Genomic DNA, 24,044 nt, shown 5'->3' with positions numbered 1-24,044 from the left:
CATACGCCTTGAAGTCGCCGAAGTACTTCGTGATCGCCGCAGTCAGCGTCGTCTTGCCGTGGTCAACGTGCCCGATCGTGCCGATGTTGCAGTGCGGCTTGCCGCGTTCAAACTTTTCCTTTGCCATCTCTCAGACGCCTCACGTTAGAGGGGGCCGCCGACGCGCCCCGAGTTTCATCGCGCGCCGTTTATTGAGTCGGGCAGCGAAAATCAAGCACCTAGTCGGCCCCGGCCCGTGTCGGGCCTGGGCCGGAACCTGTCTCAGCAGGCGCCCTGCACGCGCTTTGCATTGGAGGGCGGCGTATAGTCCTCGGTGAACCAGTCGTCGCTTTCCTGCATCTCGCGCAGCCATTTCTCCATGTCCAGCGCGGCAGCTTCGGCCAGCTTCTGCATCTGCTCTTCGCGGGTCAGCTGCAGGCGCGATTCGAAAACCTGGATGACCATGATGTCATGCGCCTTGTTGTTCATCTTGATGCAGTTGCCGTCGTCGAAGACCGTCACGGCAACATGCAGGGCCGATTTGCCCGGCACCACCGGCGGCGGCAGCGAATAGGCGATCACCTTGATACCAAGGTGATAGAGCCGCTCGCCCTCGAACCGGGTGAAGCGCTGTTGCATCGCGCCATCCACGGTTTCGATCCATTCCTCGGCGGTCGCGTCGCGCGACACCAAAAGCTTGGCCGGCTCCGGCTTTTCGGTCACGACGGCGACATACCCCAGCGAGAAATCCCCCAAAGGCTCTGTCGGGCCGGCGAGGTCCTGCGTGGCATCCGTGCAAGCGGCCAGCCCAAGGGCCAGCAGCAATACGGCAGCGATCCGGATCATAGACATCCCTCCTTGTCGGCGCCTGCGATAACGCGCCACCCGTCTGCGTGCAATCGGGCGGGGGTTTTGTCGACCCCCGTGCGGCCCCTATCTTTGCAACAGCGACCGTGGAGCCACAGATGACCCGAACGTCCCCCACACCGGATTCGGCCCGCCTGCCTGTCCGTGTGCCGCTTGTCACCCGCCCCCTGGGCCTGTGGGACAGCCTGCAGGCCACGCGCGACAACGTGCTGTCGATCATCCCCGAAGTGGCGCTGCGCCGCCCCATCGTCTCCGGCAGGACGGGCCGGCGCTGGCACATGGTGATGGACCCCGAGGCGATCCGGCGTGTACTTCTGGAGAACCTCGACAACTACCCCAAGTCCCTGGTGACAAAGAACCTTCTGCGCCCGGCCGTCGGCGAATCGCTGTTCATCGCCGAGGGCGCGCACTGGCGCTGGCAGCGGCGCACGGCGGCACCCGCCTTTTCGCATCGCAACGTGCTCAACCTTGCCCCGGTGATGACCCGGGCGGCGGAACGCTCCGTCGCGCGGATCGCCGGGGCCGGGCCCCGCGCCGTCGAGATGATGCAGGAGATGGTCACAACCACTTTCGACGTGATCTCGGATGTCACGTTTTCGTCAGGAGAGGGGTTCCAGCGCGATACCGTCCACCGGGCCATCGACGCCTATATCTCGGAAGCTGGCAAGGTCTCGCTCTTCGACGTTCTGGGCTTTCCCGACTGGGTGCCGCGCCCGGGTCGCCTGCGCGCCGGTGGTGTCCCCGAGATGCGCCAGGTCGCCGATCGCGCCATCCAGCGCCGCATAGACGAAGGCCCCGACGATGTGCCCGACCTGCTGGACCTGCTGCTGGCCGGCGAGGACCCGGAGAGCGGGCGCAGGATGAGCCTGCCGGAACTGCGCGACAACCTTCTGACCTTCATCGTGGCCGGGCACGAGACGACGGCGCTTGCCCTGTCCTGGGCGCTTTACCTCATGGCCTTCGACCAAAAGGCTCAGGACCGCGCCCGGGCCGAGGCGCAATCCGTGCTCCCGGATGGCCTGGCACGGGGCGAAGATGTCCCGCAGCTGGTCTTTACCCGACAAGTGGTGGACGAGGCGCTGCGGCTGTACCCGCCCGGCGGACTGGTCTCGCGCACGGCACTGGCAGGGGACAGGCTCTGCGGCACAGGCATCCTGCCGGGCGACACGGTGATGCTGCCAATCTACGCGCTACATCGGCACGAAGCGCTGTGGGAGGACCCGCAGGCCTTTCGTCCCGACCGCTGGGCCGGGGAGAGGCCGGACCGCTACGCCTATCTGCCCTTCGGAGACGGCCCGCGCATCTGCATCGGGGCAAGTTTCGCCCTGCAGGAGGCCGTGATCATCCTGTCGACGCTGCTGGCCAATTTCCGGTTCACGCCCGTGAAGGGGCGCGATCCGAAACCCGTGATGATCCTGACCCTGCGGCCCGAAGGCGGTGTCTGGCTGGAGGCGGAGCGGGTTCGCTAGACGCGCTCCACCAAGACCACCAAGGACAAGGGTCTCACGACCGGTCCGCGCACCCTTCGGGCCGGGGCTCCGCCTTTCCGGGCACCGAGCCTTCCACTGGAAGGCTCGCCGGTCTTACGACCGGTTCGCGCCCGGAACCCACAAGACATCCGCGCGACCGTCGTCATTGGCGATCCGTGCTGCGACAAAGAACCAGTCGGACAGGCGGTTGAGGTATTTCACCGCTTCCGGGTTCACCGTCTCCATCGTTGCCAGTTCCACCACGAAACGCTCGGCCCGGCGCGCCACCGTCCGGCAATGATGGAGATGTGCCGCCAAGGCCGTTCCTCCGGGCAGGATGAAACTGCGCAGCGGCTCGAGCCGTCCGTTCATCACGTCGATCTCGGACTCCAGCCGTGTCACCTGGCTGGCATCCATGCGCAGCGGCGGGTATTCCCGCTCGGCGTCCTTTTCCATGTCCGGCGTGCACAGGTCGGCGCCCAGGTCGAACAGGTCGTTCTGGATGCGGCTCAGCTGCCCCTCCAGGTCACCTTCGGCCTGCAGACGTGCCAGCCCGACGACCGAGTTCAGCTCATCCACGGTGCCATAGGCCGTCACCCGCGTGGAAAACTTGGCCACGCGCGCGCCATTGCCCAGCGCGGTTTCGCCGGCATCGCCGGTCTTTGTGTAGATCTTGCTCAGAACAACCATGTCATTTCCCCCGGATCCAGACGAACGCCAGGATCAGAATCACCGCGATGAACTGCGCCGCGATCCGCCAGCGCATCACCTTGTTTGCGTGTTTCCTGTTGAATTCTCCACCCTTGGCAAAGGTCCCGATGCCGAAAAGCAGAATGCCGAGCACCACCAGAACGGCGACACCGACAACGATGAACAATGGATCCTTGGCCATGATAACTCCCGGGCTTTGTCCCTCACATAGCGGACATGTTCGAAAAGGCGACGGGGCGTAGAGTCACCCCTTGGCCACCAGCCAGTCCATCGCCCGGGTCGGCAGCAGGCGCCGCAAGCCCCCCATCAGCCAGGTCGCCGTGGTGATGTAGTAGCGTGGGCGCGGGCGCGGGCTTTCCAGCGCATGAACCAGTTTCGCGGTCACGGCAGAGGGCGGCAGCTCGAAGGTATCCGGCCCGCGATCCTCGTAGAGCCGTTTCAGCAGCTTCGCCTCGTACTGGGCCTTGCGCGGACTGGCCTTCCAGTCGATCCAGCGTTCGAAATGCGGGATCGCGTTGACCCGGATCCTGGAGGTCACCGGCCCGGTGTTCAGCGTCACGACATGGATCGGCGTGTCGCGCATCTCAATCCGCAGGGTGTCGGTCAGCGCTTCGGTGGCGTGCTTGGTGGCATTGTAGGCCGATCGCCAGGGCGCCACGACAAGCCCCAGAACCGACCCGTGGTTGATGATCCGCCCATGTCCCTGCGCCCGCATCACGGGGATCACCCGCCGCGTCAGGTCATGCCAGCCAAAGACGTTCGCCTCGAAGATCTCGCGCAGCGCCTGCACCGGCAGGTCCTCGGAGGCGCCCGGCATGGCATAGGCGCCGTTGTTGAACAGCGCATCCAGCGTGCCCCCCGTCGCGGTCAGCACCTCGTCCAGCGCGGACTCGATGCTGGCGGGATCGCTATAGTCCAGCCGCGGGCTGTCGAACCCTTCGGCGCGCAGTCTTTCGCAATCCGATTCTTGCCGGCAGGCGGCAAATACGCGCCAGCCGCGCGCCTTCAATCCATGCGCCGCGTCGTGTCCGATACCCGAGGAACAGCCAGTGATGAGAATGCTGCGTGTCGTCATGGCCGCGATTTAGGACAGGCAGAGGGCAATTGAAAGCGCGTCCAGTCGCAACCGCGCCCTAGTCTGCCGCCTGCAGGAAATCGTCGGACATCCAGCCGATCGCCTCGTCCAGCCCGGTCAGCACCCGCAGCCTGACCCAGCCGTCGCCGGTGTCGTCCAGCACCTCGACCTCATCCCCCTCGAACAGCTGGGTGATGACATCATAGCTGGTCGCGGGTCCTCCGCGCAGGTTCACCCGCGTTCCGGTCACGACGCGCAGGTCCCGCGCGTCGGGCGCCACCACCGGCGCCGCGCCCTCGCCCACCCGCGAGCCCAGCGGCGCGCCGTCGCCCAGGCCTGCGATCTGCGGGATCGGGTCGTCCGGCCCCACGGATTCGGGGATCACCCCCGGGCCCAGCGCATCCGCCAGCGAGCGCGCGATCTCATCCGCCGGTTCCGCCGCATCGGGCGCCGGGGGCGGCGTGTTGTCCTGGACGATCGCATCGGCCAATGCCGCGGCGATCTCATCCTCGGGATCGGGGACCGAAGGCTCTGGCGCAGGGGCCACCACCTCCGGTTCGGGTGCAGGATCGGGCACGCGCACGGTCTTCGACGGCAACGGGTCACGCGGCGCAAGCGAGCTGACCCGCGGTTCGGCAGCGGGTTCCGGCGCGAGATCGGGGCGGCGCACGGTCAGGGTACTGCCCGGCAGACGGACCTGCGGCGCGCTCGGCTTCACCTCCGCCAGGATGGTCACGCCGTGCTCTCCGGGTTCGAAATCGCTGCCCCCCGAAAGCTGCCACCAGGCCACGCCCAACAGCAGAAAGGTCATCAGCATCGTGCCGCGGACAATCATTCCCCAGGTCTCCGTTCAGTCACCGCCCCCACCACCCTGGGGCGGCGTCGCCCGTTGATAGCCGATTTCGCAGGCCTCTCGTAGGGTCTTGGGCGCTGTTTTTTCCCATCCGGCGGCTTGCCGCTGCGATGTGGCGCAGGTATCACCACATCTATGGACGAGGACGCCGATATCCCCAACATGCCCGAACGCGATCAAGCAGAGCCATTGCGGCGCGCCATCGGCGACCGTTACCTGACCTATGCGCTCAGCACGATCATGCACAGGGCCCTGCCCGATGCGCGTGACGGGCTGAAGCCGGTGCACCGGCGTATTCTCTATGCGATGCGCAGGCTGCGGTTGAGTTCCAGTGGCGGCTTTCTGAAATCCGCCAAGATCAGCGGCGACACGATGGGGGATTTCCACCCGCACGGCGACGCGGCGATCTATGACGCGATGGCCCGCCTCGCGCAGGACTTCACGATCCGCTACCCGCTGGTCGACGGCCAGGGCAACTTTGGCAACATCGACGGCGACAACCCCGCCGCCTCTCGCTACACCGAGGCGCGCATGACGATCATGTCAGAGGCGCTGCTCGAAGGGCTGGACGAGAACTCCGTCGACTTCCGGCCCAACTACGATGGCCGCCTGATGGAACCCTCGGTTCTGCCGGCCTCCTATCCGAACCTGCTGGCCAATGGCTCTTCCGGGATCGCCGTCGGCATGGCGACCAACATTCCGCCGCACAACATCGTCGAGCTGATCAATGCCTGCCTCCATCTGATCAAGTCTCCGAACGCGGTGGACGACACGCTGCTGCAATACGTCCCCGGCCCGGACTTCCCCACCGGCGGCGTCATCGTGGAACCGCCGGAAAACATCGCCACCGCCTATCGCACCGGCCGCGGCAGCATCCGGCTGCGCGCCCGGTGGCACACCGAGGACCTGGGCCGCGGCACATGGCAGGTCGTGGTGACGGAAATCCCCTACCAGGTGCAAAAGTCCAAACTGGTCGAACGCATCGCGGAACTGATCCAGACCAAGAAGGTGCCGATCCTCGCCGACGTACGGGATGAGTCCGCCGAGGACATCCGCATGATCCTGGAACCGAAGTCCAAGAACGTGGACCCGGATGTCCTGATGAACATGCTGTTCCGAAACTCGGACCTGGAAATCCGCTTTTCGCTGAACATGAACGTGCTGATCGACGGGGTGACACCCAAGGTCTGCTCGCTCAAGGAGGTGCTGCGCGCCTTCCTCGACTTCCGGCGCGAGGTTCTGATCCGCCGCGCGAAACACCGGATGGCCAAGATCGACAACCGGCTGGAGGTGCTGGAGGGGCTGATCGTCGCCTTCCTGAACCTCGACCGGGTGATCGACATCATCCGCTACGACGATGACCCCAAGGCCGCCCTGATGTACGAGGACTGGTCGAAGCCGCATCAGGACACGGTCGTGCGTGCCACGGACGAGCGCGACTATGTTTCGCCGCTGGCGGGCATCGACGTCAAATCGCTGGAACTGCGCGAAGACCCCGAAGCCATCGCGCGTGGCGTGCTGGCCGATGACGGCACCGACGCCAAGGTGCCCGCGCGGTTCCTGGGCCGGTCCGAGGGGCTGTCGGACGTGCAGGCCGAGGCGATCCTCAACATGCGCCTGCGCAGCTTGCGCCGCCTCGAAGAGCTGGAGCTGGTCAAGGAACGCGACGCCCTGATGGAAGAGCGCGCGGGGCTGGAGGACCTGCTGGACAGCGAGGATCTGCAGTGGTCCCGCATCGGCGACGAGCTGAAAGAGGTGAAGAAGAAATTCGGCAAGGGGCTGGATCGCGGTGCGCGCCTGACCTCTCTGGCCGAGGCGGCCGAGGCCGAGGAGGTCCCGCTGGAGGCGATGATCGAGCGCGAGCCGATAACCGTTGTCTGTTCGCAGATGGGCTGGATTCGCGCCATGACGGGCCATATCGCGCTGGACCGCGAGTTGAAGTTCAAGGACGGCGACGGCCCACGCTTCATCTTCCACGCGGAAACCACCGATCGCCTGCTGGTCTTTGCCTCGACGGGGCGGTTCTACACCGTGTCGGCGGCCAGCCTGCCCGGCGGGCGCGGCATGGGCGAACCGCTGCGCCTGATGGTCGACCTGCCCAACGAGGCCGAGATCATCGACATCTTCATCCACAAGCCGGGGCGGAAACTGCTGGTGGCCTCCTCTGCCGGCGACGGGTTCATCGTCCCCGAGGACGAGGTGATCGCCCAGACCCGCAGCGGCAAACAGGTGCTGAACGTGCGCGCGCCGTCGCGGGCCCTGGTCTGCAAGACGGTCGACGGCGATCACGTCGCCGTGGTGGGCGAGAACCGCAAGGTGCTGGTCTTTGCGCTGGACGAATTGCCAGAGATGGGCCGCGGCAAGGGTGTGCGCCTGCAAAAGTACAAGGACGGCGGCCTGTCGGACGCGCGGACCTTTACCCTGGCCGAGGGGCTGAGCTGGCAAGATCCGGCGGGGCGGACCCGGACCGAAACCGCGCTGGAGGAATGGACCGGCAAACGCGCCGGCACAGGCCGCATGGCACCGCGCGGCTTCCCGCGGGACAACAAGTTCACCTGACCTGTTTCGCGCGCGAAACATTTCGCGTTAACAACAGGTTAACCTGAACACGTGCCTATTGACGGCTTGACACTCCCGGGTCCAAGAACAGCACAGTTGCGCCCCGGCGTCGAAACCGCCACTCTTTCCCCCGGGAAAGATGACAGGCCGGGCACCGCTTTGGACGCTATGGACACATCGCCTGGCGCCCTGGCCCAGGCCGAGATCACGGCACAGGAACAGCGCGGCACGCGGCTGTCGACCCTGTTCACCGGGCGCCGCTGGCCGATCTTCAAGCTGGTGCTGGGCACCGGGGTTCTGACGGTCCTGACCCTCGGGCTCTATCGTTTCTGGCAGAAGACCCGCGTCCGGCGCTGGTACTGGTCGGCGATCCGGCCGGGCGGGCACCCGCTGGAATACGTCGGCGACCCTTACGAGAAACTGCTGGGTTTCCTGATCGCCGTCGTCATCCTGGCCTTCTACATCGGCGTCGTGAACCTGCTGTTGATGTTCGCAAGCTTCTCGCTGTTTCAGGGCAATGTCGCGGCCTATGCGCTGAGTTTCGTCGGCGTCGTGCCGATCTGGTTCTATGCCCGCTACCGCGCGCGGCGCTACGTGCTGGCGCGCACGCGCTGGATGGGCTTGCGGTTCGGACTGGCGCCCGGCGCCTGGGGCTATGCCTTGCGCGCGCTCTGGCACTGGTTTCTGACGCTGATCACCTTGGGCCTGCTCTGGCCGCGCATGACCTTCATGCTGGAAAAATACCGCACCGACCGCACCTGGTTCGGCGATCACCGCATGGAACAGGGCGGCTCGTGGACCATGCTGTTCTGGACGATCAAGTGGCACCTTGTGGCCCTGGGCGTGGCCCTTGTCTGCCTGCCGATCCTCGGCGCGGGGCTGGTGCCACTGGCCATCTTCGGCTTTTGCCTGTCCGGTCTGCTGCTGGTCTTCGGTGCAGTCTATTACCGGGTGGAAACGCGCAAGCGGCTGACCGGCGAAAAGCGCCTGGGGACGATCCGCCTGCACCTGAAGGTCAACCCCCTGCGAGTCTTCTGGATACTGGTGTCGGGCTATACGCAGTCGCTGCTGGTGGCGGCGATCCCAACCGGCTTTCTGCTGGTGCTCTTCTTTCGCCTGCAATCGGCGGAGACCCTGACAGAGATCGGCATGGACGAGATGTCGCAAATACTGGCGGGCGCCGACCGCTGGGCGCTGGTCGGCCTGACCGTGATGAGCTATTTCGCCGTCTTCCTGCTGTGGTCCGCGCTGACACAAGCCTGGGTGACGCTGCCGATCACGCGGCTTTACGCGCGCGGCCTGACCGTCGAAGGGGCCGAGGCCTTGCCCGCCATCCGCCAGCGCCCGCGCGACGAACATATCGAGGCCGAGGGCTTTGCCGAGGCGCTGGACGTGGGGGCCTCGCTATGAGCACGGTTCTCAAGGTGGGCGCGCATCCCCCAGTCTTTCGCGGCGAGGGCCTGTTCTACGATGGCCAGAACGCCGAGGCCCGCCCCATCGACCTGTCGATCAACGAACAACGCGGCGTCCTGCTGGGCGAGGGCCTGGACTGGCCACTGGACAAGATCCGGCAGGTTCACGACGTGGCGGGCAAGGACCTTGTGATCCTGCGCCACCGCGACGATCCCGCCGCCCGGTTGATCCTGACGGACAAGACACTGCTGGCCCGCCTGCCGGACAAGGACCGGTCTGCCCCAATTGCGCGGCGCGGGCGCCTGGCGGCCTGGGCGCTGGGGGCGCTGGCCTCTGTCGCGCTGATCCTCTTCGTTCTTGTGCCATTGATGGCCGACCAACTGGCGGAATACCTCCCGCCTGAAGGCGAAAAGGCCCTCGGCGAAGTCACGTTGCGCCAGATCCGCGAGGCGCTGGACGACAGCGGCTTGCAGCCTATCGCCTTTTGCACCGCCCCCGAGGGAGAACAGGCCCTGCGCCGGATCGAAACGCGGCTGACCGCGCAGATGGACCCGGCGCCCGAGCTGACGGTGCATGTGCTGAATCATGACATGGTCAACGCCTTTGCCCTGCCCGGCGGGCATCTGGTCTTTTTCCGCGGGCTCATCGACGAGGCCGGCTCTCCCGACGAGATCGCCGCCGTCATGGCGCATGAGATCGGTCACGTCATCAGCCGCGATCCCACGCGGCACGCGCTGCGGTCTGCCGGATCCATCGGGGTTCTGGGGCTTATCTTCGGCGATTTCGCGGGCGGGGCCATCGTGCTCTTGATCACCGAACAGCTGATCGAGGCGCAATACAGCCAGGGGGCCGAAGCCGAGGCAGACGCCTTTGCGCATGACCTGATGTTGCGCGCCGATCTGTCTCCGGCCGCGCTGGCGGTGATGTTCGAACGCTTCCGCACCCTGGCGGGAGGCGATGCCGAGGGGTTTATCGGACATTTCCTGTCGCACCCCCGGCTGGGCGACCGCATCGCCGCCGCACGCGACGCGGTGCCCGACGGGTTCCGTCCCCGCCCCTTGCTGGAGCCGGTGGAATGGCGGGCACTGCAGGGGATATGCGACGTCGACGCCGCGTTCTGACGCCAATCAGCAACAGCCCCAAAGGGCAGGCATTCCCGACTTTACGCGACTTTGCAGTGGCAGCATCCTAGCGCCATGTTCCGCGCACCCGCTCCTGCGCCCGTTTCCGCCAAAGAAAGACAGGTACAATGCATACCGATCAAGATTTAATGGACATCCGCTATACCGGCGAAAAAGGCCCGTTGTTCGGCCTCGCCCTGAAAACCGGCCTTCTGACCATCGTGACGCTTGGCATCTACCGGTTCTGGCAAAAGACCCGCATCCGCAAGTATATCTGGTCCTCGGTCGACGCCGGCGGCGACACCTTCGAATACACCGGCACCGGCATCGAAAAATTCCTCGGCTTCCTCGTCGCCATCGTCTTTCTGGCGATCTACGTCGGCATCATCCAGATGGTCCTTTTCTATGCCGGGCTGAACATCATGGTCGACCCGGAAACCGCCACGACGCAAGAGGCCATCGCGCAGGTTGCGGCGATCTACATCACCTTCTTCGCGGTGCTGCCCTTCATCCTGTACGCCATGTACCGCGCACGCCGCTACAAGATGGCCCGCACCCGCTGGCGCGGCATCCGTTTCGGCATGGAAAAAGGCGCCTGGGGCTATGTGCTGCGCGCCATCGGCTATGGGTTCCTGGCCGCGATCACGCTGGGCATCCTGCTGCCGCTGCAGACCTTCAAGCTGGAAAAATACATGGCCGACCGCAGCTATTACGGCAGCGCACGGTTTACCCAGGAAGGCAAGTGGAGCGACCTTTACAAAGCCATGACGCATATCCTGATCGCCATCGGCATTGTCGTCGTCAGCGCCATCGCTATGGCCGGCGCCGCTGCCAGCGAGACCGTCGGACTGGCCGTTCTCGGCGGGATCGGCATCTTTGTCGGTTACATCTGGTTCTTCTTCGGCTCGGTCCACTACAGCGTTCAGAGCTTTGGCTACCTCAGCCGCAACAAGGTCCTGGGGGACGAGATCCGCTTTGACGCCCAGCCGCGCACAGGATTTGTCATCAAGACCTACATCCTCGGCGGCCTGCTGCTCAGCCTCCTGGCCTCGGTGGCCTTCGGGATCGTCGGCGCCCTGGCGACCGGGTTCATCCCGCTGATGCAGGACGGCTCCGGCGTGGCCATCGCCATGTTCGGCGTGGTCATGGCGATCGGCTATATCGTGGCGCTGGTCGTGGTGCAGGCGCTCAGCATGATCCTGATCACCCAGCCGATCCTGGGCCACTATGTCGAAACGCTCAAGATCCGCAACGCCGGCGCGCTCAACCGCATCGCCCAGCGCGAGGCCGAAACCGGTGTCGACGCCGAAGGCTTTGCCGATGCGCTCGACGTGGGTGGCGCGATCTGATGCAAAAGACCGAGGCGCAGTTCTTCGATGGCCTCACGGCAGGGCGGCATGATGTTCATGTCGCCCTTTCCGACGACCGGCAAGCCATGATCATCACCGGCGACACCCTCCCCGAACCGCTGCGCTGGACCCTGATGGACCTGCGCGCGCTCAGCGATACCGGCCACACCGACCGGTTGACCCTGACGCGCCACGCGGAGACCGACGACGAGGCGCCACGCGATCCCGCCCGGCTGGTCCTGCTGGACCCCGAGCTGATCGCCTGGATGAACCGCACCCGTCCCGGCCTGTTCCGCGCCGACATGCACAAGGGCACCTGGCGCAAGATCGGCATCTACACCGGCGGGGCGGTGGCCGCCGCCGGGCTGATGCTCTTCGTGATCCTGCCCGCGATGGCGAATACGCTGGCCCAGATCATCCCGATCGAACGCGAGATCGCCTTTGGCAAGGTCGTGGTCCGCCAGATGGAACGGGTCCTGGGCAGCGGCAGCGGATCGCTGCGCTGTACGGACCCGGCGGGCATTGCCGCGCTGGACAAGATGGTGACGCGGCTGACCGAAACCCGCGAGATGCAGTACCAGATCAGCAGCCAGGTCTTTGACCACGGCATGGTCAACGCCTTCGCTGCTCCCGGCGGACAGGTGGTCGTCCTGCGCGGGCTGCTGGAGGCGGCTGAAAGCCCGGAGGAGGTCGCCGGCGTGCTGGCGCATGAGATCGGACACGTCGAATCGCGCGATGCCACCCGGCACGCGCTGCGCACCGCCGGGTCCGCCGGCCTGCTGACCATGATCATCGGCGATTTCTCCGGCGGGGCGGCCATCGCGCTGGTCGGTGAAAAGCTGATGACCGCCGCCTATTCCCGCGAGGCCGAGGCCGCCGCCGATCTCTTTGCGCTGGACATGCTGCAACAGGCGGACGTGAGCGCCGACGGTTTTGCCCGCTTCTTCGACGAGCTGGACGACCTGCAGGGCATTGAAATCCCCGCCTACCTGTCGACCCACCCGATCACGGCGGACCGCGCCGACCAAGCCCGCGATTTCGCACGGGAACAGAGCGGCACCCGCCCGATCCTCAGCGATGCCGAGTGGCGCGCGCTGCAAAACATCTGCCGGTAGGGCGTGGAACGGGGTGCGACGACGCGGTCTTCGATACCCGAGCACCGATTTTCGGGACCATCGGGGTCCACGCTAACGAATTTGCAATCCAAGTGCCAAAAATTGAAACACTGATTCGAAATTTCGGAACCTTAAATCCAAAAAAACCAACCTCCAAAGGGGCGAATCTGCTCCGCACCCCGATCCCGATCCGGTCAAAGTTGTCGTAACGGCACCTCGGAAAGCGCCCGGATGTCAATGGATTCGATGGTATACCGGAAAACGTCCCGTCATGGCGACGCGTATAGACGGTAACGCGACGATTTTTCGCTGTTTCCCTGTGTCCCGGCAGGCTACACCACGCGGCGAGGAAGTCTCGCGGGCCCGCCCGCGGCAATGGTAGACCTGAGGAGAGACACGCAGATGAAGGTCCTTGTGCCCGTCAAGCGCGTGATCGACTACAACGTGAAGGTCCGCGTGAAAGCGGACGGATCGGGTGTCGATCTGGCGAACGTGAAAATGTCGATGAACCCCTTCGACGAGATCGCCGTGGAAGAGGCGATCCGGCTGAAGGAAGCCGGCAAGGTCGATGAGGTCATCGCCGTTTCGATCGGTGTCAAGCAGAGCCAAGAAACCCTGCGCACCGCGCTGGCAATGGGTGCGGACCGCGCCATCCTGGTCGTGGCCGCCGATGACGTCCACACCGACATCGAGCCGCTGGCCGTGGCCAAGATCCTGGCCGCCATCGTCAAGGAAGAAGAGCCGGGCCTCGTGCTCTGCGGCAAGCAGGCCATCGACAACGACCTGGGCGCCACCGGCCAGATGCTGTCGGCCCTGCTGGGCTGGAGCCAGGCGATGTACGCCAACAAGGTTGACGTTGAGGGCGACAACGCCGTCGTCACCCGCGAGGTCGACGGCGGGTTGCAGACCGTCAAGGTCAAGATGCCGACCATCATCTCGACTGACCTGCGCCTGAACGAGCCGCGCTATGCCTCGCTGCCGAACATCATGAAGGCGAAGAAGAAGCCGCTGGATGAGAAGACCGCCGAGGACTACGGCGTCGACGTCAGCCCGCGCCTCGAGATCGTCTCGACCGGCGAACCGGCGGCCCGCGCGGCCGGCGAGATCGTGCCCGATGTCGATACGCTTGTCGCCAAGCTGAAAGAAAAGGGGATCGTGTGATGGCCGTTCTGCTGATTGCCGAAATCAACGACGGCGCGCTGGCGATGGACGCCACCGCGAAGGCCGTCAGTGCCGCCAAGGCGCTGGGTGACGTGACCGTCCTGGCCGCCGGCGCCTCTGCCAAGGCCGCCGCCGACGAGGCAGCCACCATCGAGGGCGTGTCCAAGGTGCTGGTCGCCGAAGATGCCCTCTATGGTCACCGCCTGGCAGAGCCGGTTGCCGCGCTGATCGCCGGGCTGGCCAGCGACTACAGCCACGTTGTCGCGCCCGCCACCACCGATGCCAAGAACATCCTGCCGCGCGTGGCCGCGCTGCTGGACGTCATGGTGCTGACCGACGTGACCGAGGTCGTGGATGCGGACACTTTTGTGCGTCCGATCTACGCGGGCAACGCGATGCAGACGGTGAAGTCCAAGGACGCGACCAAGGTCATCACCTTCCGGACCTCGACCTTCGACGCGGCTGCCACCGGCGGTTCGGCGGCTGTCGAGGCAATCGCCGCGGGTGACAACCCCGGCCTGTCCGAATGGGTCGAGGACAAGGTGGCCGAGAGCGACCGCCCCGAGCTGACCTCGGCCGGTGTCGTGGTCTCCGGCGGCCGTGGCGTCGGCAGCCAGGAAGACTTTGCCATCATCGAAAAGCTGGCCGACAAGCTTGGGGCCGCCGTGGGCGCATCCCGTGCCGCCGTCGACTCGGGCTTTGCCCCGAACGACTGGCAGGTTGGCCAGACCGGCAAGGTCGTCGCTCCGGACCTGTATGTTGCCGTCGGCATCTCGGGTGCGATCCAGCACCTGGCCGGCATGAAGGACTCGAAGGTCATCGTCGCGATCAACAAGGACGAAGAGGCCCCGATCTTCCAGGTCGCGGACTACGGCCTTGTCGCCGACCTGTTCGAGGCCGTCCCGGCCCTGACCGAGAAGCTCTGAAGGAGCGATGGGTGGGCAGAGCACCCATCCTACACTTCTGAAGGCCCGCCCCGTGGCGGGCCTTTTTCATGTCAGCGCCGTACCATTGCGCCCAAGACCGGGGCCAGAGCCTCTCCCGCCTCTTGGTGGGCACGCGGACCCATCAGCTCGGCGGCAGCGCAGGCCTCGAAATCCCCGAAGACCATACCACGCGTGCCCTCGGTCAGGGCCGCGCCAGAGGCCACGACCTCGACAACCTCGTTGACCCTGGGGCGCAGCGTCTCGATCATTTCACGGTTCACGAACAGCGGGTCGCCATCCAGCCGCCAGGGCAGTTCAGACGGCACCGGATGATCCGCGAACCACAGCAGCACTGTATCCCCGCGCAGGTGCGCAAGCAGTTGTTTCATGCGCGAGGTCCAGGCCATCCGCAGCTCGTCCTGAACCTCCGCGAACCGGTCGCTGGAGACATCGGACAACCGCCCAAGCATGTGCCGGACAAAGTGAAACTCGGTAAAATCGATCTCAGGATAGAGCGCCTGCAGCTTTTCCGAGGCACGCAGGAACCGATCATTGCGGCGCGGATGCACGGTGTAGAATCGGTTCGACAGGTTCTGTGCCCCCATCACCTGCACAACCTTGACCGCCGCCCCGGCGGCCAGGTCCAGCACGCCGGGATCGTTCAGGTACAGGTCCACCCCGGCATTGACCACGCCGAAGTTCGCACAGGCCAGCCTGACCCGCTGTTCCAGCAGCGCCGGAAAGGGCTGTTCGATGAACCGCCCGTAGGTTTCCGTCCCCCCAAGGAAGGCAAAGTACAAACCGTCGAGCTGTCGGCGCGGCCCGCGGAACAGGACGCGTGATGTGCCGTACCGGCACGGATAGTATTCCAGGGTCGCATGGCCCCCGCCATGTGCAGACATTTTACCCACCTCATTTTTCACCCACAGGAGAGAATCGGGCAAAGCCCTTGCCATTTTGCTAATGCGACAATGCGAGACGAATCCGACACTCTTGCAGCCCCGCCAAAGCCGGGTCATGGTGGCCGCGGCAAAAGGGGATCGGGACATGGAAATCAAGTCTATCGGGGTCGTTGGCGCGGGGCAGATGGGCAACGGGATTGCCCATGTCATGGCACTGGCAGGCTACGAGGTGCGTCTCAACGACATCAGCCAGGAAGCGCTGGACAAGGCCGTCGCCACCATCGGCAAGAACCTGGACCGACAGGTCACCCGCGACAAGATCTCCTCCGAGGAACGCGACCGGACGATGGCGCGGATCCGCACCACGCTGCACCTGCCCGAGATCGCCCAGACCGACCTGGTGATAGAGGCCGCGACCGAGCGCGAAGAGGTCAAGGACAAGATCTTTGCCGCCCTGCTGCCCCACCTCAAGCCCGAGACGATCCTGACCTCGAACACCTCGTCGATCTCGATCACGCGACTGGCCAGCCGGACCGACCGGCCCGAGAAGTTCCTGGGGTTCCATTTCATGAACCCGGTACCGGTGATGAAGCTGGTTGAGCTGATCCGGGGCATCGCCACCGACCATGAAACCTATGAAAGCTGCCTTGCGGTGGTCGAGAAACTCGACAAGACCGCCGCCAGCGCCGAAGATTTCCCTGCCTTCATCGTCAACCGCATCCTGATCCCGATGATCAACGAGGCCTGCTACACGCTGTACGAGGGCGTGGGCAACGTGCGCTCGATCGACATGGCGATGAAGCTGGGCGCCAACCACCCGATGGGGCCGCTGGAACTGGCCGATTTCATTGGATTGGACACCTGCCTTGCGATCATGAACGTGCTGCACGACGGCCTGGCGGATACCAAGTATCGCCCCTGCCCGCTGCTGACCAAATACGTCGAGGCCGGCTGGCTGGGCCGCAAGACCGGACGCGGTTTCTACGATTACCGGGGGGATGAGCCGGTCCCGACGCGCTGAGCCAGACCGCCCTCTGTGCATAGGCGCGGGCCCGTCGGGGCCGCGGCCAATCCGGTTCGGGGCGTCAGCCCTCGCGCAGGCCCAGCGTCTGTTCGCGCAGCCAGGCCACGAATTCTCGTTGGCCGCCCGAAAAGGCCTTGACCTGCTCCGGGGTGATCGGCTCTCCGACAACCGGCTTCTGCGGCCGCTTGCAGGCGTGCACGACCTCGTGGATCAAGAGCCCCTGGCGGATCGTGGCGGACAGCTTGTTGGCGATCTGGTAGGCGCGGCTGTTCTGTCCCGGAAAGAAGATCGGAACCACGGTCGCGCCGGATCGCTGGACCATCTTGGCGGTAAAGGGGTTCCAGCCCGCCTCTTGCGCCGTCCCGAACCAGGTTTCGGACGAGGCCACGACGCCGGAGGGAAACAGGACGATCACGCCGCCGGACTTCAGGTGATCCATGGCCCGCGCCCGCATTTCCAGGCTCTGCTCGCGCGCGTCTTCCTCGTGCGGGAAGGGCACCGGGATCATGAAGGGCTCGACCTCCTTGACGCCGGTCAGCAGGGACCGGGTCAGGATCTTGTAATCGGTGCGCACGCGGCCGATGAGTTCCGCCAGAACCATCCCGTCGACCAGCCCGTGAGGATGGTTGGCCACGATGATCACGGGGCCGTCCTTGGGGATGCGCGCGATCTGTTCGGCAGGAGTCATCAGGTCGATGCCCATGATGCCCAGCGCCTGGCTCCAGAATGCCTGACCTTCGACCGGGCCCATGCGTTCAAACCGCCGCACCATGCGCAGCAGGGGGATCTTGCCGGTCAGCCATTCCAGCGTCCGGATCGTGTTTGCCTTCCACGGATTGCTGAACGTGTTGGCGTAACTGACCTGTCGCTTGTCGTAGGGTGCAGGATTCCTGGACACGCTCCGCCCCCTCAGGGATGTCGATTGGGTGCTTTCGACCATGCGCCTGCTACAGTCCCGTATTGCACGTCAGCGCCTTGCACCGGCGCTAACAGTCTTCCCCAAAGCGGTCGGCCACCAAGGCCTCGACCGCATCGGCCAGCGCCTCGGCGTCCGGCCCCGAGGTTTGGACTTCAATAGTGCTTCCTTTCGCGGCTGCCAACATCAAAAGCCCCATGATACTGTCTCCGCTGGCGGACATCCCGTCGCGGCTGACCTCGGCCATTGCGTCGAATCCCTCGACCACCTCGACCAGTTTGGCAGAGGCGCGGGCATGCAACCCCTTCTCGTTGACGATCTTCAGCGCGCGGTGAATGGAGTTGGTCATGGGAACCCGGCTTTCTCGTGGCAGATCAAGACGTTCAAGTTGGATCGGCCGGAATGTTCTGGCTGTCAATATACTTCCGCCCGGCCTCCAGGGCCTGGCGTACCGCTTCTGGCACGGTCAGGTGACGGCTTTTGGTCAGCTTGATCAGCATCGGCAGATTCGCGCCGTACAGAATGCGGCGATTGTCGGGACGGCAGGCATTCAGCGACAGATTCGAAGGAGAGCCGCCGAACATGTCGGTGACGATGACGACACCGCCGCCGCTGTCGACGGCATCGGCCGCGGCACAGATCTCGGCCTGCTTGTCGGCGCGGTTGGCATCTGCCTCGATGGAAATCGCCTGCATCCCGGGCTGCGGCCCGACCACATGCTCGACCGCCGCGAGATACTCGCGGGCCAGTCCGCCATGCGCGACGATCACGATACCGATCACCCGGACACCTTTCCAACCATGCCGACGACGCGTTCGGAAACGGGCGTTCCGCCGCGCCGTTCCAGTTCGCGGTGCCTAATTGACACCCGCCAGCCTTCCTGCGCAAGAGCGGCCGCAACGTTTTCCGTGACGGCAACCGACCGGTGCTGCCCGCCGGTACAGCCGAAGCCGATCGCGAAATGCGCCTTGCCCTCGGCCACCACCGCCGGCAACATCAACAGGATCAGGCCGGTCAGCCGATCCAGGAAATCCTCGTAGCGGGGATCATCGGCAACAAAGGCCGCTACCTCGGGGTCCAGCCCGGTAAAAGCGCGCAAATCCGGTTCCCAATGGGGATTGCGCAGAAAGCGGCAGTCGAACACGACATCCAGCCCCTGGGGCAGCCCGCGCTTGTAGGAAAAGCTCTGGACGGAGACGGCGGTGCCCTGCCCCGTCACCTCGCCGAACCAGCCTTCCAGTTCGGCCCGCAGATCGTGCACCGACAGTTCCGATGTGTCGATCAGGATATCCGCCCGCGACCGCACGTCGGTCAGCAGGGCCTTTTCGCGCACCACCCCGTCCACCGGCATCTCGTCCGGGGCCATCGGGTGGCGGCGGCGGGTTTCCGAGTAACGCCGCACCAGCACCTCGTCGGTGCAATCGACATAAAGCAGGTCGACAGGCGCCGGCATCTGGTCCGTCAGGATCTCGTAGAGCTGCAACAGTCCCTCGGCGCTGAAATCACGGTTGCGCACGTCGATGCCCAGCGCAAGGGGCCGGGCCGGGGGCGTGTCGCGGTCGACGAGGCGCGGCACCAGGCTCAGCGGGATGTTGTCGATGCTCTCAAAGCCCAGATCCTCGAGCACATTGATCGCGCTTGACCGCCCGGCGCCCGAAGGGCCGGTGACAAAGACGATGCGCGCGCTGCCTGTTTCCTTTTGGTCCATTTCTACTCTCGCCGTCCCGACTGGAGATAGTGAACGAGTCCTGCGGGGAAATATTCAGACGCGGAATTGTGAAGCAATGGCACATCCACCCCCAGCAGCCGGGTGGACCGGTTAGGCGGCAAGCGATGCCTTTCGGCCACATCCATGTCCAACACGGCGACCAGCGGGATGCCGGTCACATGTGGTGCGTGCAAAAGACCGATGGCGCGCGCCTCGATCATGCCCTCTATCGCGGCAGGCACGCTCAGCCTCAGCAGTGCGCCCTCCCGTGTGACGATCGTGCGATCATCGGCAATCAGCTGCGCGCCCCGCGCCATCAGTTCCAGCGCAAGGCCCGATTTGCCGCTGCCGGAGGCACCTCGGATCATCAGGCCCCGGCCCGCCACGGCAACCGAGGTGGCATGCAGAACCTCCCGCATGGGGCGGGATCAGACCGGCAGGCCGACGACGAAGCGTGCGCCCAGCGGCTCCGAGGTCACATCGGCCTCGGTCGGGCGGATGTTCTCGGCCCAGATGACGCCGCCATGCGCCTCGATGATCTGCTTGGAGATGGCAAGGCCAAGGCCCGAGTTGTTGCCGAAATCCTGTTGCGGGCGCGAGGTGTAGAAGCGCTTGAAGATCTTCTGCAGCGATTCCTCTGGGATGCCCGGGCCGGTATCCTCGACCACGACCAGCACGCGGTTGTCGCGGCGTCGCGCCCAGACACGGATCGCATCGCCATCCTCGCAAAAGGAAATCGCATTGGTGATGAGGTTGACGAAGACCTGCGCCAGGCGTGGTTCCAACCCGGTGATCGTGACCGGCTTTTTCGGCAGGTCGGTGATGAATTCGATGCCCTTTTTGCGCGCATCCTCACCCAGGAACTCGGTCAGGTTGCCAAGCATTTCCAGCAGGTTGAACTCCTGCTCCTCTTCCTTGACCAGCTCGCTGTCCAGTCGCGAAGCGTTGGAGATGTCGCTGACCAGTCGGTCCAGCCGGCGCACGTCATGTTCAATCACGTCCAGGAGCTTGGCCCGATGGTCCTCCTTCTTGACCATGCGCAGGCTGCCCACGGCCGAGCGCAACGAGGCCAGCGGGTTCTTGATCTCATGTGCCACGTCGGCGGCGAATTGTTCGTTCTGGTCGATCCGATCGTAGAGCGCACCGACCATGCCGCGCAGCGCGCCTGACAGGCGCCCGATCTCGTCGGGACGGGCGGTCAGGTCGGGAATGCGGATACGGCCCGGCGTGCGCGCCTTGCGGTTGCGGTCGCGCCCGATCTCTGCCGCGTCGGCGAGGTCCGAAATCGGGTTGGAAATGGTCGAGGCCAGCACGAGGCTGAGACCGATGGAAACCAGCGTGGCGATCACGAACATCTGCAGCACGCGCTCACGTTCGGCGCTGACGGCGGCGTCGATCTCTGTCGCCGGGGAGACCAGCGCAATCGTCCCGACCAGCGCGTCGCCCTGCCGGATCGGGGTCAGTGCAAAGAAGACGGTGGCCCCGTCGCCACCGCCGGATTCGACACGGGTCAGGGCCGGATCGCCGGATTCGATGGCACGCCGCAGGCGATCTTCTAGGTCGAGATCGGGTTCGGTCTCGAAATAGCTGAACAGGCCCGCGACGCCGTCCCAGATCGTGTTCAGGAAGTCCGAGATCAGCGTCGGCTTGTCCTCTTCGACCGGGGGGATGATCGGCGGCACGCGGCCGCGCGTCTCACCGACCAGGAAACTGGCGCTGTCAAAGACCATCAGGCGCACGCCATCGCGCAGGTCGATGCCCTCGACCGTGCGGGCGACGTCGATACCGTCGCCGGTGCCCAGGCTGACCGGCGCACCGCGCGGCAACTGTGCCTCGAACACGTCGGCTACGAGTTCGACCTCGGCCTGCAGCGCATTGACGCGCTGCACCGCCATCGTGTCGCGCGATGAGTTCAGCCAGAGAATCCCCGCGACCAGCACGTTGAGCGCGATCAAGTTGAAGGTGATGATCTTGCGCGTCAGCGGCGAACGGTTGAGCGTGAACAGCCCGCGCCGCGCGCGGCTGTCGCGCAGTTCCTTTTCAACCGTGCTGTCGGGCGCGACCCAGTCGTCGCCCAGCACGACGTCCGCATCACGCCGTCCGCCTTGACGATCGTCCTGCATCGGGAGCTGTTCGGCCAGGGCCATCCCTTACTCTTCGTTGTAGCGGTATCCGATACCGTAAAGCGTTTCGATGGCCGAGAAATCGGTGTCGACCGTGCGCATCTTCTTGCGCAGACGCTTGATGTGGCTGTCGATGGTGCGGTCGTCGACATAGACCTGATCGTCATAGGCCACGTCCATCAGCTGATCCCGAGACTTCACGAAACCGGGGCGCTGCGCCAGGGCCTGCAGCAGCAGGAATTCCGTCACGGTCAGCGACACGTCCTGGCCTTTCCAGCTGACGGCATGGCGCAGCGGGTCCATCGTCAGGCTGCCGCGGGTCATCAGCTTGGTCTCTTCGGTGTCACCCACGACATCACCGGCCACGGCTTCCTGACGGCGCAGCAGGGCGCGAATGCGTTCGACCAGCAGGCGCTGGCTGAAAGGTTTTTTGACGTAGTCGTCGGCACCCATGCGCAAGCCCAGCACCTCGTCGATCTCGTCGTCCTTGGAGGTCAGGAAGATCACGGGCATCCTGGATTTCTGGCGCACGCGCTGTAGCAGGTCCATACCATCCATGCGCGGCATCTTGATGTCGAACACGGCCATGTCCGGCATCTTCTTGTTGAACGCGTCAAGCGCCGCCTGGCCATCGTTGTAGGTCTCGACCTCGAACCCTTCTGCCTCAAGCGTCATCGAAACGGACGTCAGGATATTCCTGTCGTCGTCCACAAGGGCGATCTTAGACATTTTGCTGTCCTTATACTGCTCTGGTTGCCTTATTTTTTTCTGCACTATCGGCGATTTTCCGCTTTACAGCAATCATTAACTGCGAATCGGCCACGCCGCCTGGCTCCAACAGACGCGAATTTGGCAAAGGAATGGCTAAAATGCCTCACCGGTTTGCGTTGCATTGATCGCAGTTCGGCAGCTGCCCGCCGTGGTATCGCTAAACCCGCGCTTGGTAGCGCAAACTGCGCCTTTGCGTCCTGTTCATGTCGAAAAGCGGCATGTTAAGAGGTCCGGCATCGGCGCAGTATGTCGCCGCATACAACTATTCTTGATCAGCGCGATCCACAGGAGCAAGGCAGATGACATTTGGACGGGTGAACCCTCAGTTCCGGCTTGAAGACCAGGGCATCGAAGGGCTCGGAAATGTCTATTACAACCTCATGGAGCCAGCGCTGATCGAAGCGGCGCTGAAACGAGGCGAAGGTACGTTGGGCAAGGGCGGGTCCTTCCTTGTGACCACCGGCAAATACACGGGCCGTTCGCCCAAGGACAAGTTCGTCGTCCGCACCCCTTCGGTCGAGGACAGCATCTGGTGGGAAAACAACCAGCCGATGGAGGCCGCGGCCTTTGACCGGCTGCACGCCGACATGCTGGAGCATATGAAAGGCGGCGACTACTATGTGCAGGACCTGGTCGGTGGCGCCGATCCGGCCAATGCCATCGACGTCCGGGTGATCTCGGAACTGGCATGGCACAACCTCTTCATCCGCCACATGCTGCGCCGTCCCGACCGCGAGGACCTGGACAGCTTCACCGCGGATTTCACGATCATCAACTGCCCGACCTTCAAGGCCGACCCGGAAAAGCACGGCTGCCGCACGGAAACGGTGATCGCGCTCAACTTCGAAAAGAAGCTCATCCTGATCGGCAACACCGAATATGCCGGTGAAAACAAGAAGTCGGTCTTCACGCTGCTGAACTACATCCTGCCCGGAAAGGGCATCATGGCAATGCATTGCTCGGCCAACCATGCGCCGGGCAACCCGGTCGATACCGCTGTCTTCTTCGGCCTGTCGGGCACCGGCAAGACCACGCTGTCGGCCGATCCGTCGCGCGTGCTGATCGGCGACGATGAGCACGGCTGGTCGGATCGCGGCACCTTCAACTTCGAAGGCGGCTGCTATGCCAAGACCATCAATCTGAGCGCCGAGGCAGAGCCCGAGATCTACGCCACAACCGAGAAATTCGGCACGGTGATCGAGAACATGGTCTTCGACCCGGAAACCTTCGACCTGGATTTCGAGGATGACAGCCTGACGGCAAACATGCGCTGCGCCTACCCGCTGCACTATATCTCGAACGCGTCGAAAACCGCCCTGGGCGGTCACCCCAAGAACATCATCATGCTGACCTGCGATGCCTTTGGTGTTCTGCCCCCGATCGCGCGGCTGACCCCGGCGCAGGCCATGTACCACTTCCTGTCCGGTTTCACCTCGAAGGTGGCCGGGACCGAACGCGGCGTGACCGAGCCGGAACCCACCTTCTCGACCTGCTTCGGCGCCCCCTTCATGCCGCGCCGCCCCGAGGCCTATGGCAACCTGCTGCGTGACAAGATCGCCAAGCACGGTGCAACCTGCTGGCTGGTCAACACCGGCTGGACCGGCGGCGCCTATGGCACCGGCTCGCGCATGCCGATCAAGGCGACCCGCGGGCTGCTGCACGCCGCGCTGGAGGGCAAGCTGGCGCAGGCCGAATTCCGCAAGGACCCGAACTTCGGCTTCGAGGTGCCGGTCTCGGTCGAGGGTGTGCCGGAACTGCTGCTGGATCCGCGCAAGACCTGGGACGACAAGGCGGCCTATGATGCGCAGGCGGAAAAGCTGGTGCAGATGTTCGCCGACAACTTTGAACAGTACGTCCCCTACATCGACGACGATGTGAAAGCTGTCGCAATCGGCTGACACCGCCGGACCGACGGAAGCCGGCCCTCCCTGTTAGGGAGGGCCTTTTTCATGTCCGCGCGGCCCCGGCAGGCGCGGGAAACGCCGCGATCCGGTCGCCACCC

24 protein-coding genes are annotated in these 24,044 nt (G+C 64.7%); 10 read left to right on the top strand and 14 right to left on the bottom strand.

From position 1 onward, the window contains the following. Both G9Q80_RS11805 and G9Q80_RS11800 read right to left on the bottom strand, forming a co-directional pair. Positions 1–127, bottom strand: a 127-nt coding sequence (locus tag G9Q80_RS11805; protein WP_246870521.1) for a GTP-binding protein, incomplete at its 3' end; no start/stop codon positions are given. 134 nt (positions 128–261) lie between these two features. Continuing rightward, on the bottom strand, positions 262–825 hold the full coding sequence (locus G9Q80_RS11800) for a hypothetical protein (protein WP_069210322.1): 564 nt from the start codon (positions 823–825) through the stop codon (positions 262–264). A gap of 119 nt (positions 826–944) precedes the next feature. On the opposite strand from G9Q80_RS11800, the gene G9Q80_RS11795 reads away from it, so the two are divergent. Next, a complete protein-coding gene (locus G9Q80_RS11795) occupies positions 945–2,315 on the top strand; it encodes a cytochrome P450 (protein ID WP_088714191.1) in 1,371 nt (456 codons plus the stop codon). Between the two features lie 114 nt (positions 2,316–2,429). Here the strand turns inward: G9Q80_RS11795 and G9Q80_RS11790 are convergent, their stop codons facing one another. From G9Q80_RS11790 to G9Q80_RS11775, 4 genes are all read right to left on the bottom strand, one after another. After that, entirely contained in the window at positions 2,430–3,005 is a 576-nt protein-coding gene (locus G9Q80_RS11790) for a cob(I)yrinic acid a,c-diamide adenosyltransferase (RefSeq protein ID WP_088672011.1), read from the bottom strand. 1 nt (position 3,006) lies between these two features. Next, complete coding sequence (locus G9Q80_RS11785) at positions 3,007–3,207, bottom strand: twin transmembrane helix small protein (protein ID WP_043137474.1); 201 nt, start codon at positions 3,205–3,207, stop codon at positions 3,007–3,009. A 63-nt stretch (positions 3,208–3,270) separates the two neighbouring features. Continuing rightward, positions 3,271–4,101, bottom strand: a complete 831-nt coding sequence (locus G9Q80_RS11780; protein ID WP_088714190.1) for an SDR family NAD(P)-dependent oxidoreductase — start codon at positions 4,099–4,101, stop codon at positions 3,271–3,273. Between the two features lie 58 nt (positions 4,102–4,159). Next, a complete protein-coding gene (locus G9Q80_RS11775; RefSeq protein WP_088714189.1) occupies positions 4,160–4,936 on the bottom strand; it encodes an SH3 domain-containing protein in 777 nt (258 codons plus the stop codon). A 153-nt stretch (positions 4,937–5,089) separates the two neighbouring features. Here G9Q80_RS11775 and G9Q80_RS11770 point away from each other — a divergent pair, with 153 nt between their 5' ends. The 7 genes from G9Q80_RS11770 to G9Q80_RS11740 all read left to right on the top strand — a co-directional run bounded on the left by G9Q80_RS11770 (position 5,090) and on the right by G9Q80_RS11740 (position 14,598). After that, complete coding sequence (locus tag G9Q80_RS11770) at positions 5,090–7,513, top strand: DNA topoisomerase IV subunit A (protein ID WP_088714188.1); 2,424 nt, start codon at positions 5,090–5,092, stop codon at positions 7,511–7,513. Positions 7,514–7,681: 168 nt separating this feature from the next. Then, positions 7,682–8,923: a DUF898 family protein gene (locus G9Q80_RS11765; RefSeq protein WP_088714187.1), complete on the top strand. Its 1,242-nt coding sequence runs from the start codon at positions 7,682–7,684 to the stop codon at positions 8,921–8,923. Next, positions 8,920–10,047 (top strand): M48 family metallopeptidase, encoded by a 1,128-nt coding sequence (locus G9Q80_RS11760; RefSeq protein WP_088714186.1) that lies wholly within the window; start codon positions 8,920–8,922, stop codon positions 10,045–10,047. Before G9Q80_RS11765 ends, G9Q80_RS11760 begins: the two co-directional genes overlap by 4 nt. Before the next feature lie 149 nt (positions 10,048–10,196). Then, on the top strand, positions 10,197–11,396 hold the full coding sequence (locus G9Q80_RS11755; RefSeq protein ID WP_246870519.1) for a YjgN family protein: 1,200 nt from the start codon (positions 10,197–10,199) through the stop codon (positions 11,394–11,396). After that, entirely contained in the window at positions 11,396–12,511 is a 1,116-nt protein-coding gene (locus G9Q80_RS11750; protein WP_088714185.1) for a M48 family metallopeptidase, read from the top strand. Before G9Q80_RS11755 ends, G9Q80_RS11750 begins: the two co-directional genes overlap by 1 nt. 402 nt (positions 12,512–12,913) lie before the next feature. Next, a complete protein-coding gene (locus tag G9Q80_RS11745) occupies positions 12,914–13,672 on the top strand; it encodes an electron transfer flavoprotein subunit beta/FixA family protein (RefSeq protein WP_043137487.1) in 759 nt (252 codons plus the stop codon). Further along, entirely contained in the window at positions 13,672–14,598 is a 927-nt protein-coding gene (locus tag G9Q80_RS11740) for an electron transfer flavoprotein subunit alpha/FixB family protein (RefSeq protein ID WP_043137489.1), read from the top strand. The genes G9Q80_RS11745 and G9Q80_RS11740 overlap by 1 nt, the downstream gene beginning before the upstream one ends. A gap of 71 nt (positions 14,599–14,669) precedes the next feature. Here the strand turns inward: G9Q80_RS11740 and G9Q80_RS11735 are convergent, their stop codons facing one another. After that, complete coding sequence (locus tag G9Q80_RS11735) at positions 14,670–15,500, bottom strand: DUF6473 family protein (RefSeq protein ID WP_088714184.1); 831 nt, start codon at positions 15,498–15,500, stop codon at positions 14,670–14,672. A gap of 145 nt (positions 15,501–15,645) precedes the next feature. On the opposite strand from G9Q80_RS11735, the gene G9Q80_RS11730 reads away from it, so the two are divergent. Beyond that, positions 15,646–16,521 (top strand): 3-hydroxybutyryl-CoA dehydrogenase, encoded by an 876-nt coding sequence (locus G9Q80_RS11730; protein WP_069210312.1) that lies wholly within the window; start codon positions 15,646–15,648, stop codon positions 16,519–16,521. A 64-nt stretch (positions 16,522–16,585) separates the two neighbouring features. Here the strand turns inward: G9Q80_RS11730 and G9Q80_RS11725 are convergent, their stop codons facing one another. From G9Q80_RS11725 to G9Q80_RS11695, 7 genes are read right to left on the bottom strand one after another with little or no spacing between them, the layout of a single operon-like run. Beyond that, the gene (locus G9Q80_RS11725) at positions 16,586–17,464 is read right to left on the bottom strand and encodes a lysophospholipid acyltransferase family protein (RefSeq protein ID WP_043137495.1); all 879 of its coding nucleotides are present in this window, start codon (positions 17,462–17,464) and stop codon (positions 16,586–16,588) included. Between the two features lie 46 nt (positions 17,465–17,510). Next, positions 17,511–17,789, bottom strand: coding sequence for an HPr family phosphocarrier protein (locus tag G9Q80_RS11720; protein WP_043137498.1), 279 nt, complete (start codon positions 17,787–17,789; stop codon positions 17,511–17,513). Between the two features lie 34 nt (positions 17,790–17,823). After that, a complete protein-coding gene (locus G9Q80_RS11715; RefSeq protein ID WP_043137500.1) occupies positions 17,824–18,222 on the bottom strand; it encodes a PTS sugar transporter subunit IIA in 399 nt (132 codons plus the stop codon). Further along, a complete protein-coding gene (gene rapZ / locus G9Q80_RS11710) occupies positions 18,219–19,148 on the bottom strand; it encodes an RNase adapter RapZ (RefSeq protein ID WP_043137502.1) in 930 nt (309 codons plus the stop codon). Before rapZ ends, G9Q80_RS11715 begins: the two co-directional genes overlap by 4 nt. A 2-nt stretch (positions 19,149–19,150) precedes the next feature. Continuing rightward, complete coding sequence (locus tag G9Q80_RS11705; protein WP_088714183.1) at positions 19,151–19,567, bottom strand: HPr kinase/phosphorylase; 417 nt, start codon at positions 19,565–19,567, stop codon at positions 19,151–19,153. Positions 19,568–19,576: 9 nt separating this feature from the next. After that, positions 19,577–21,295 carry a sensor histidine kinase gene (locus G9Q80_RS11700; RefSeq protein WP_088702309.1) on the bottom strand — a complete coding sequence of 573 codons (1,719 nt, stop codon included), beginning with the start codon at positions 21,293–21,295 and terminating at the stop codon, positions 19,577–19,579. Between the two features lie 3 nt (positions 21,296–21,298). Beyond that, positions 21,299–22,000: a response regulator transcription factor gene (locus tag G9Q80_RS11695; protein WP_043137506.1), complete on the bottom strand. Its 702-nt coding sequence runs from the start codon at positions 21,998–22,000 to the stop codon at positions 21,299–21,301. A gap of 341 nt (positions 22,001–22,341) precedes the next feature. On the opposite strand from G9Q80_RS11695, the gene G9Q80_RS11690 reads away from it, so the two are divergent. Beyond that, positions 22,342–23,940, top strand: a complete 1,599-nt coding sequence (locus G9Q80_RS11690) for a phosphoenolpyruvate carboxykinase (protein ID WP_043137507.1) — start codon at positions 22,342–22,344, stop codon at positions 23,938–23,940. Positions 23,941–24,044: the final 104 nt, after the last annotated feature.

Source organism: Mameliella sp. LZ-28, from assembly GCF_012274245.1.
GTDB lineage: Bacteria > Pseudomonadota > Alphaproteobacteria > Rhodobacterales > Rhodobacteraceae > Antarctobacter > Antarctobacter albus.
This window is presented reverse-complemented; position numbering and strand designations above follow the sequence as displayed.

What these genes read in the sequence shown, in the direction of transcription:
- G9Q80_RS11800 (WP_069210322.1), bottom strand. Translation starts at nt 825, where the DNA reads ATGATCCGGATCGCTGCCGTATTGCTGCTGGCCCTTGGGCTGGCCGCT.
- G9Q80_RS11795 (WP_088714191.1), top strand. Translation starts at nt 945, where the DNA reads ATGACCCGAACGTCCCCCACACCGGATTCGGCCCGCCTGCCTGTCCGT.
- G9Q80_RS11790 (WP_088672011.1), bottom strand. Translation starts at nt 3,005, where the DNA reads ATGGTTGTTCTGAGCAAGATCTACACAAAGACCGGCGATGCCGGCGAA.
- G9Q80_RS11785 (WP_043137474.1), bottom strand. Translation starts at nt 3,207, where the DNA reads ATGGCCAAGGATCCATTGTTCATCGTTGTCGGTGTCGCCGTTCTGGTG.
- G9Q80_RS11780 (WP_088714190.1), bottom strand. Translation starts at nt 4,101, where the DNA reads ATGACGACACGCAGCATTCTCATCACTGGCTGTTCCTCGGGTATCGGA.
- G9Q80_RS11775 (WP_088714189.1), bottom strand. Translation starts at nt 4,936, where the DNA reads ATGATTGTCCGCGGCACGATGCTGATGACCTTTCTGCTGTTGGGCGTG.
- G9Q80_RS11770 (WP_088714188.1), top strand. Translation starts at nt 5,090, where the DNA reads ATGGACGAGGACGCCGATATCCCCAACATGCCCGAACGCGATCAAGCA.
- G9Q80_RS11765 (WP_088714187.1), top strand. Translation starts at nt 7,682, where the DNA reads ATGGACACATCGCCTGGCGCCCTGGCCCAGGCCGAGATCACGGCACAG.
- G9Q80_RS11760 (WP_088714186.1), top strand. Translation starts at nt 8,920, where the DNA reads ATGAGCACGGTTCTCAAGGTGGGCGCGCATCCCCCAGTCTTTCGCGGC.
- G9Q80_RS11755 (WP_246870519.1), top strand. Translation starts at nt 10,197, where the DNA reads ATGGACATCCGCTATACCGGCGAAAAAGGCCCGTTGTTCGGCCTCGCC.
- G9Q80_RS11750 (WP_088714185.1), top strand. Translation starts at nt 11,396, where the DNA reads ATGCAAAAGACCGAGGCGCAGTTCTTCGATGGCCTCACGGCAGGGCGG.
- G9Q80_RS11745 (WP_043137487.1), top strand. Translation starts at nt 12,914, where the DNA reads ATGAAGGTCCTTGTGCCCGTCAAGCGCGTGATCGACTACAACGTGAAG.
- G9Q80_RS11740 (WP_043137489.1), top strand. Translation starts at nt 13,672, where the DNA reads ATGGCCGTTCTGCTGATTGCCGAAATCAACGACGGCGCGCTGGCGATG.
- G9Q80_RS11735 (WP_088714184.1), bottom strand. Translation starts at nt 15,500, where the DNA reads ATGTCTGCACATGGCGGGGGCCATGCGACCCTGGAATACTATCCGTGC.
- G9Q80_RS11730 (WP_069210312.1), top strand. Translation starts at nt 15,646, where the DNA reads ATGGAAATCAAGTCTATCGGGGTCGTTGGCGCGGGGCAGATGGGCAAC.
- G9Q80_RS11725 (WP_043137495.1), bottom strand. Translation starts at nt 17,464, where the DNA reads ATGGTCGAAAGCACCCAATCGACATCCCTGAGGGGGCGGAGCGTGTCC.
- G9Q80_RS11720 (WP_043137498.1), bottom strand. Translation starts at nt 17,789, where the DNA reads ATGACCAACTCCATTCACCGCGCGCTGAAGATCGTCAACGAGAAGGGG.
- rapZ (WP_043137502.1), bottom strand. Translation starts at nt 19,148, where the DNA reads ATGGACCAAAAGGAAACAGGCAGCGCGCGCATCGTCTTTGTCACCGGC.
- G9Q80_RS11705 (WP_088714183.1), bottom strand. Translation starts at nt 19,567, where the DNA reads ATGCGGGAGGTTCTGCATGCCACCTCGGTTGCCGTGGCGGGCCGGGGC.
- G9Q80_RS11700 (WP_088702309.1), bottom strand. Translation starts at nt 21,295, where the DNA reads ATGGCCCTGGCCGAACAGCTCCCGATGCAGGACGATCGTCAAGGCGGA.
- G9Q80_RS11695 (WP_043137506.1), bottom strand. Translation starts at nt 22,000, where the DNA reads ATGTCTAAGATCGCCCTTGTGGACGACGACAGGAATATCCTGACGTCC.
- G9Q80_RS11690 (WP_043137507.1), top strand. Translation starts at nt 22,342, where the DNA reads ATGACATTTGGACGGGTGAACCCTCAGTTCCGGCTTGAAGACCAGGGC.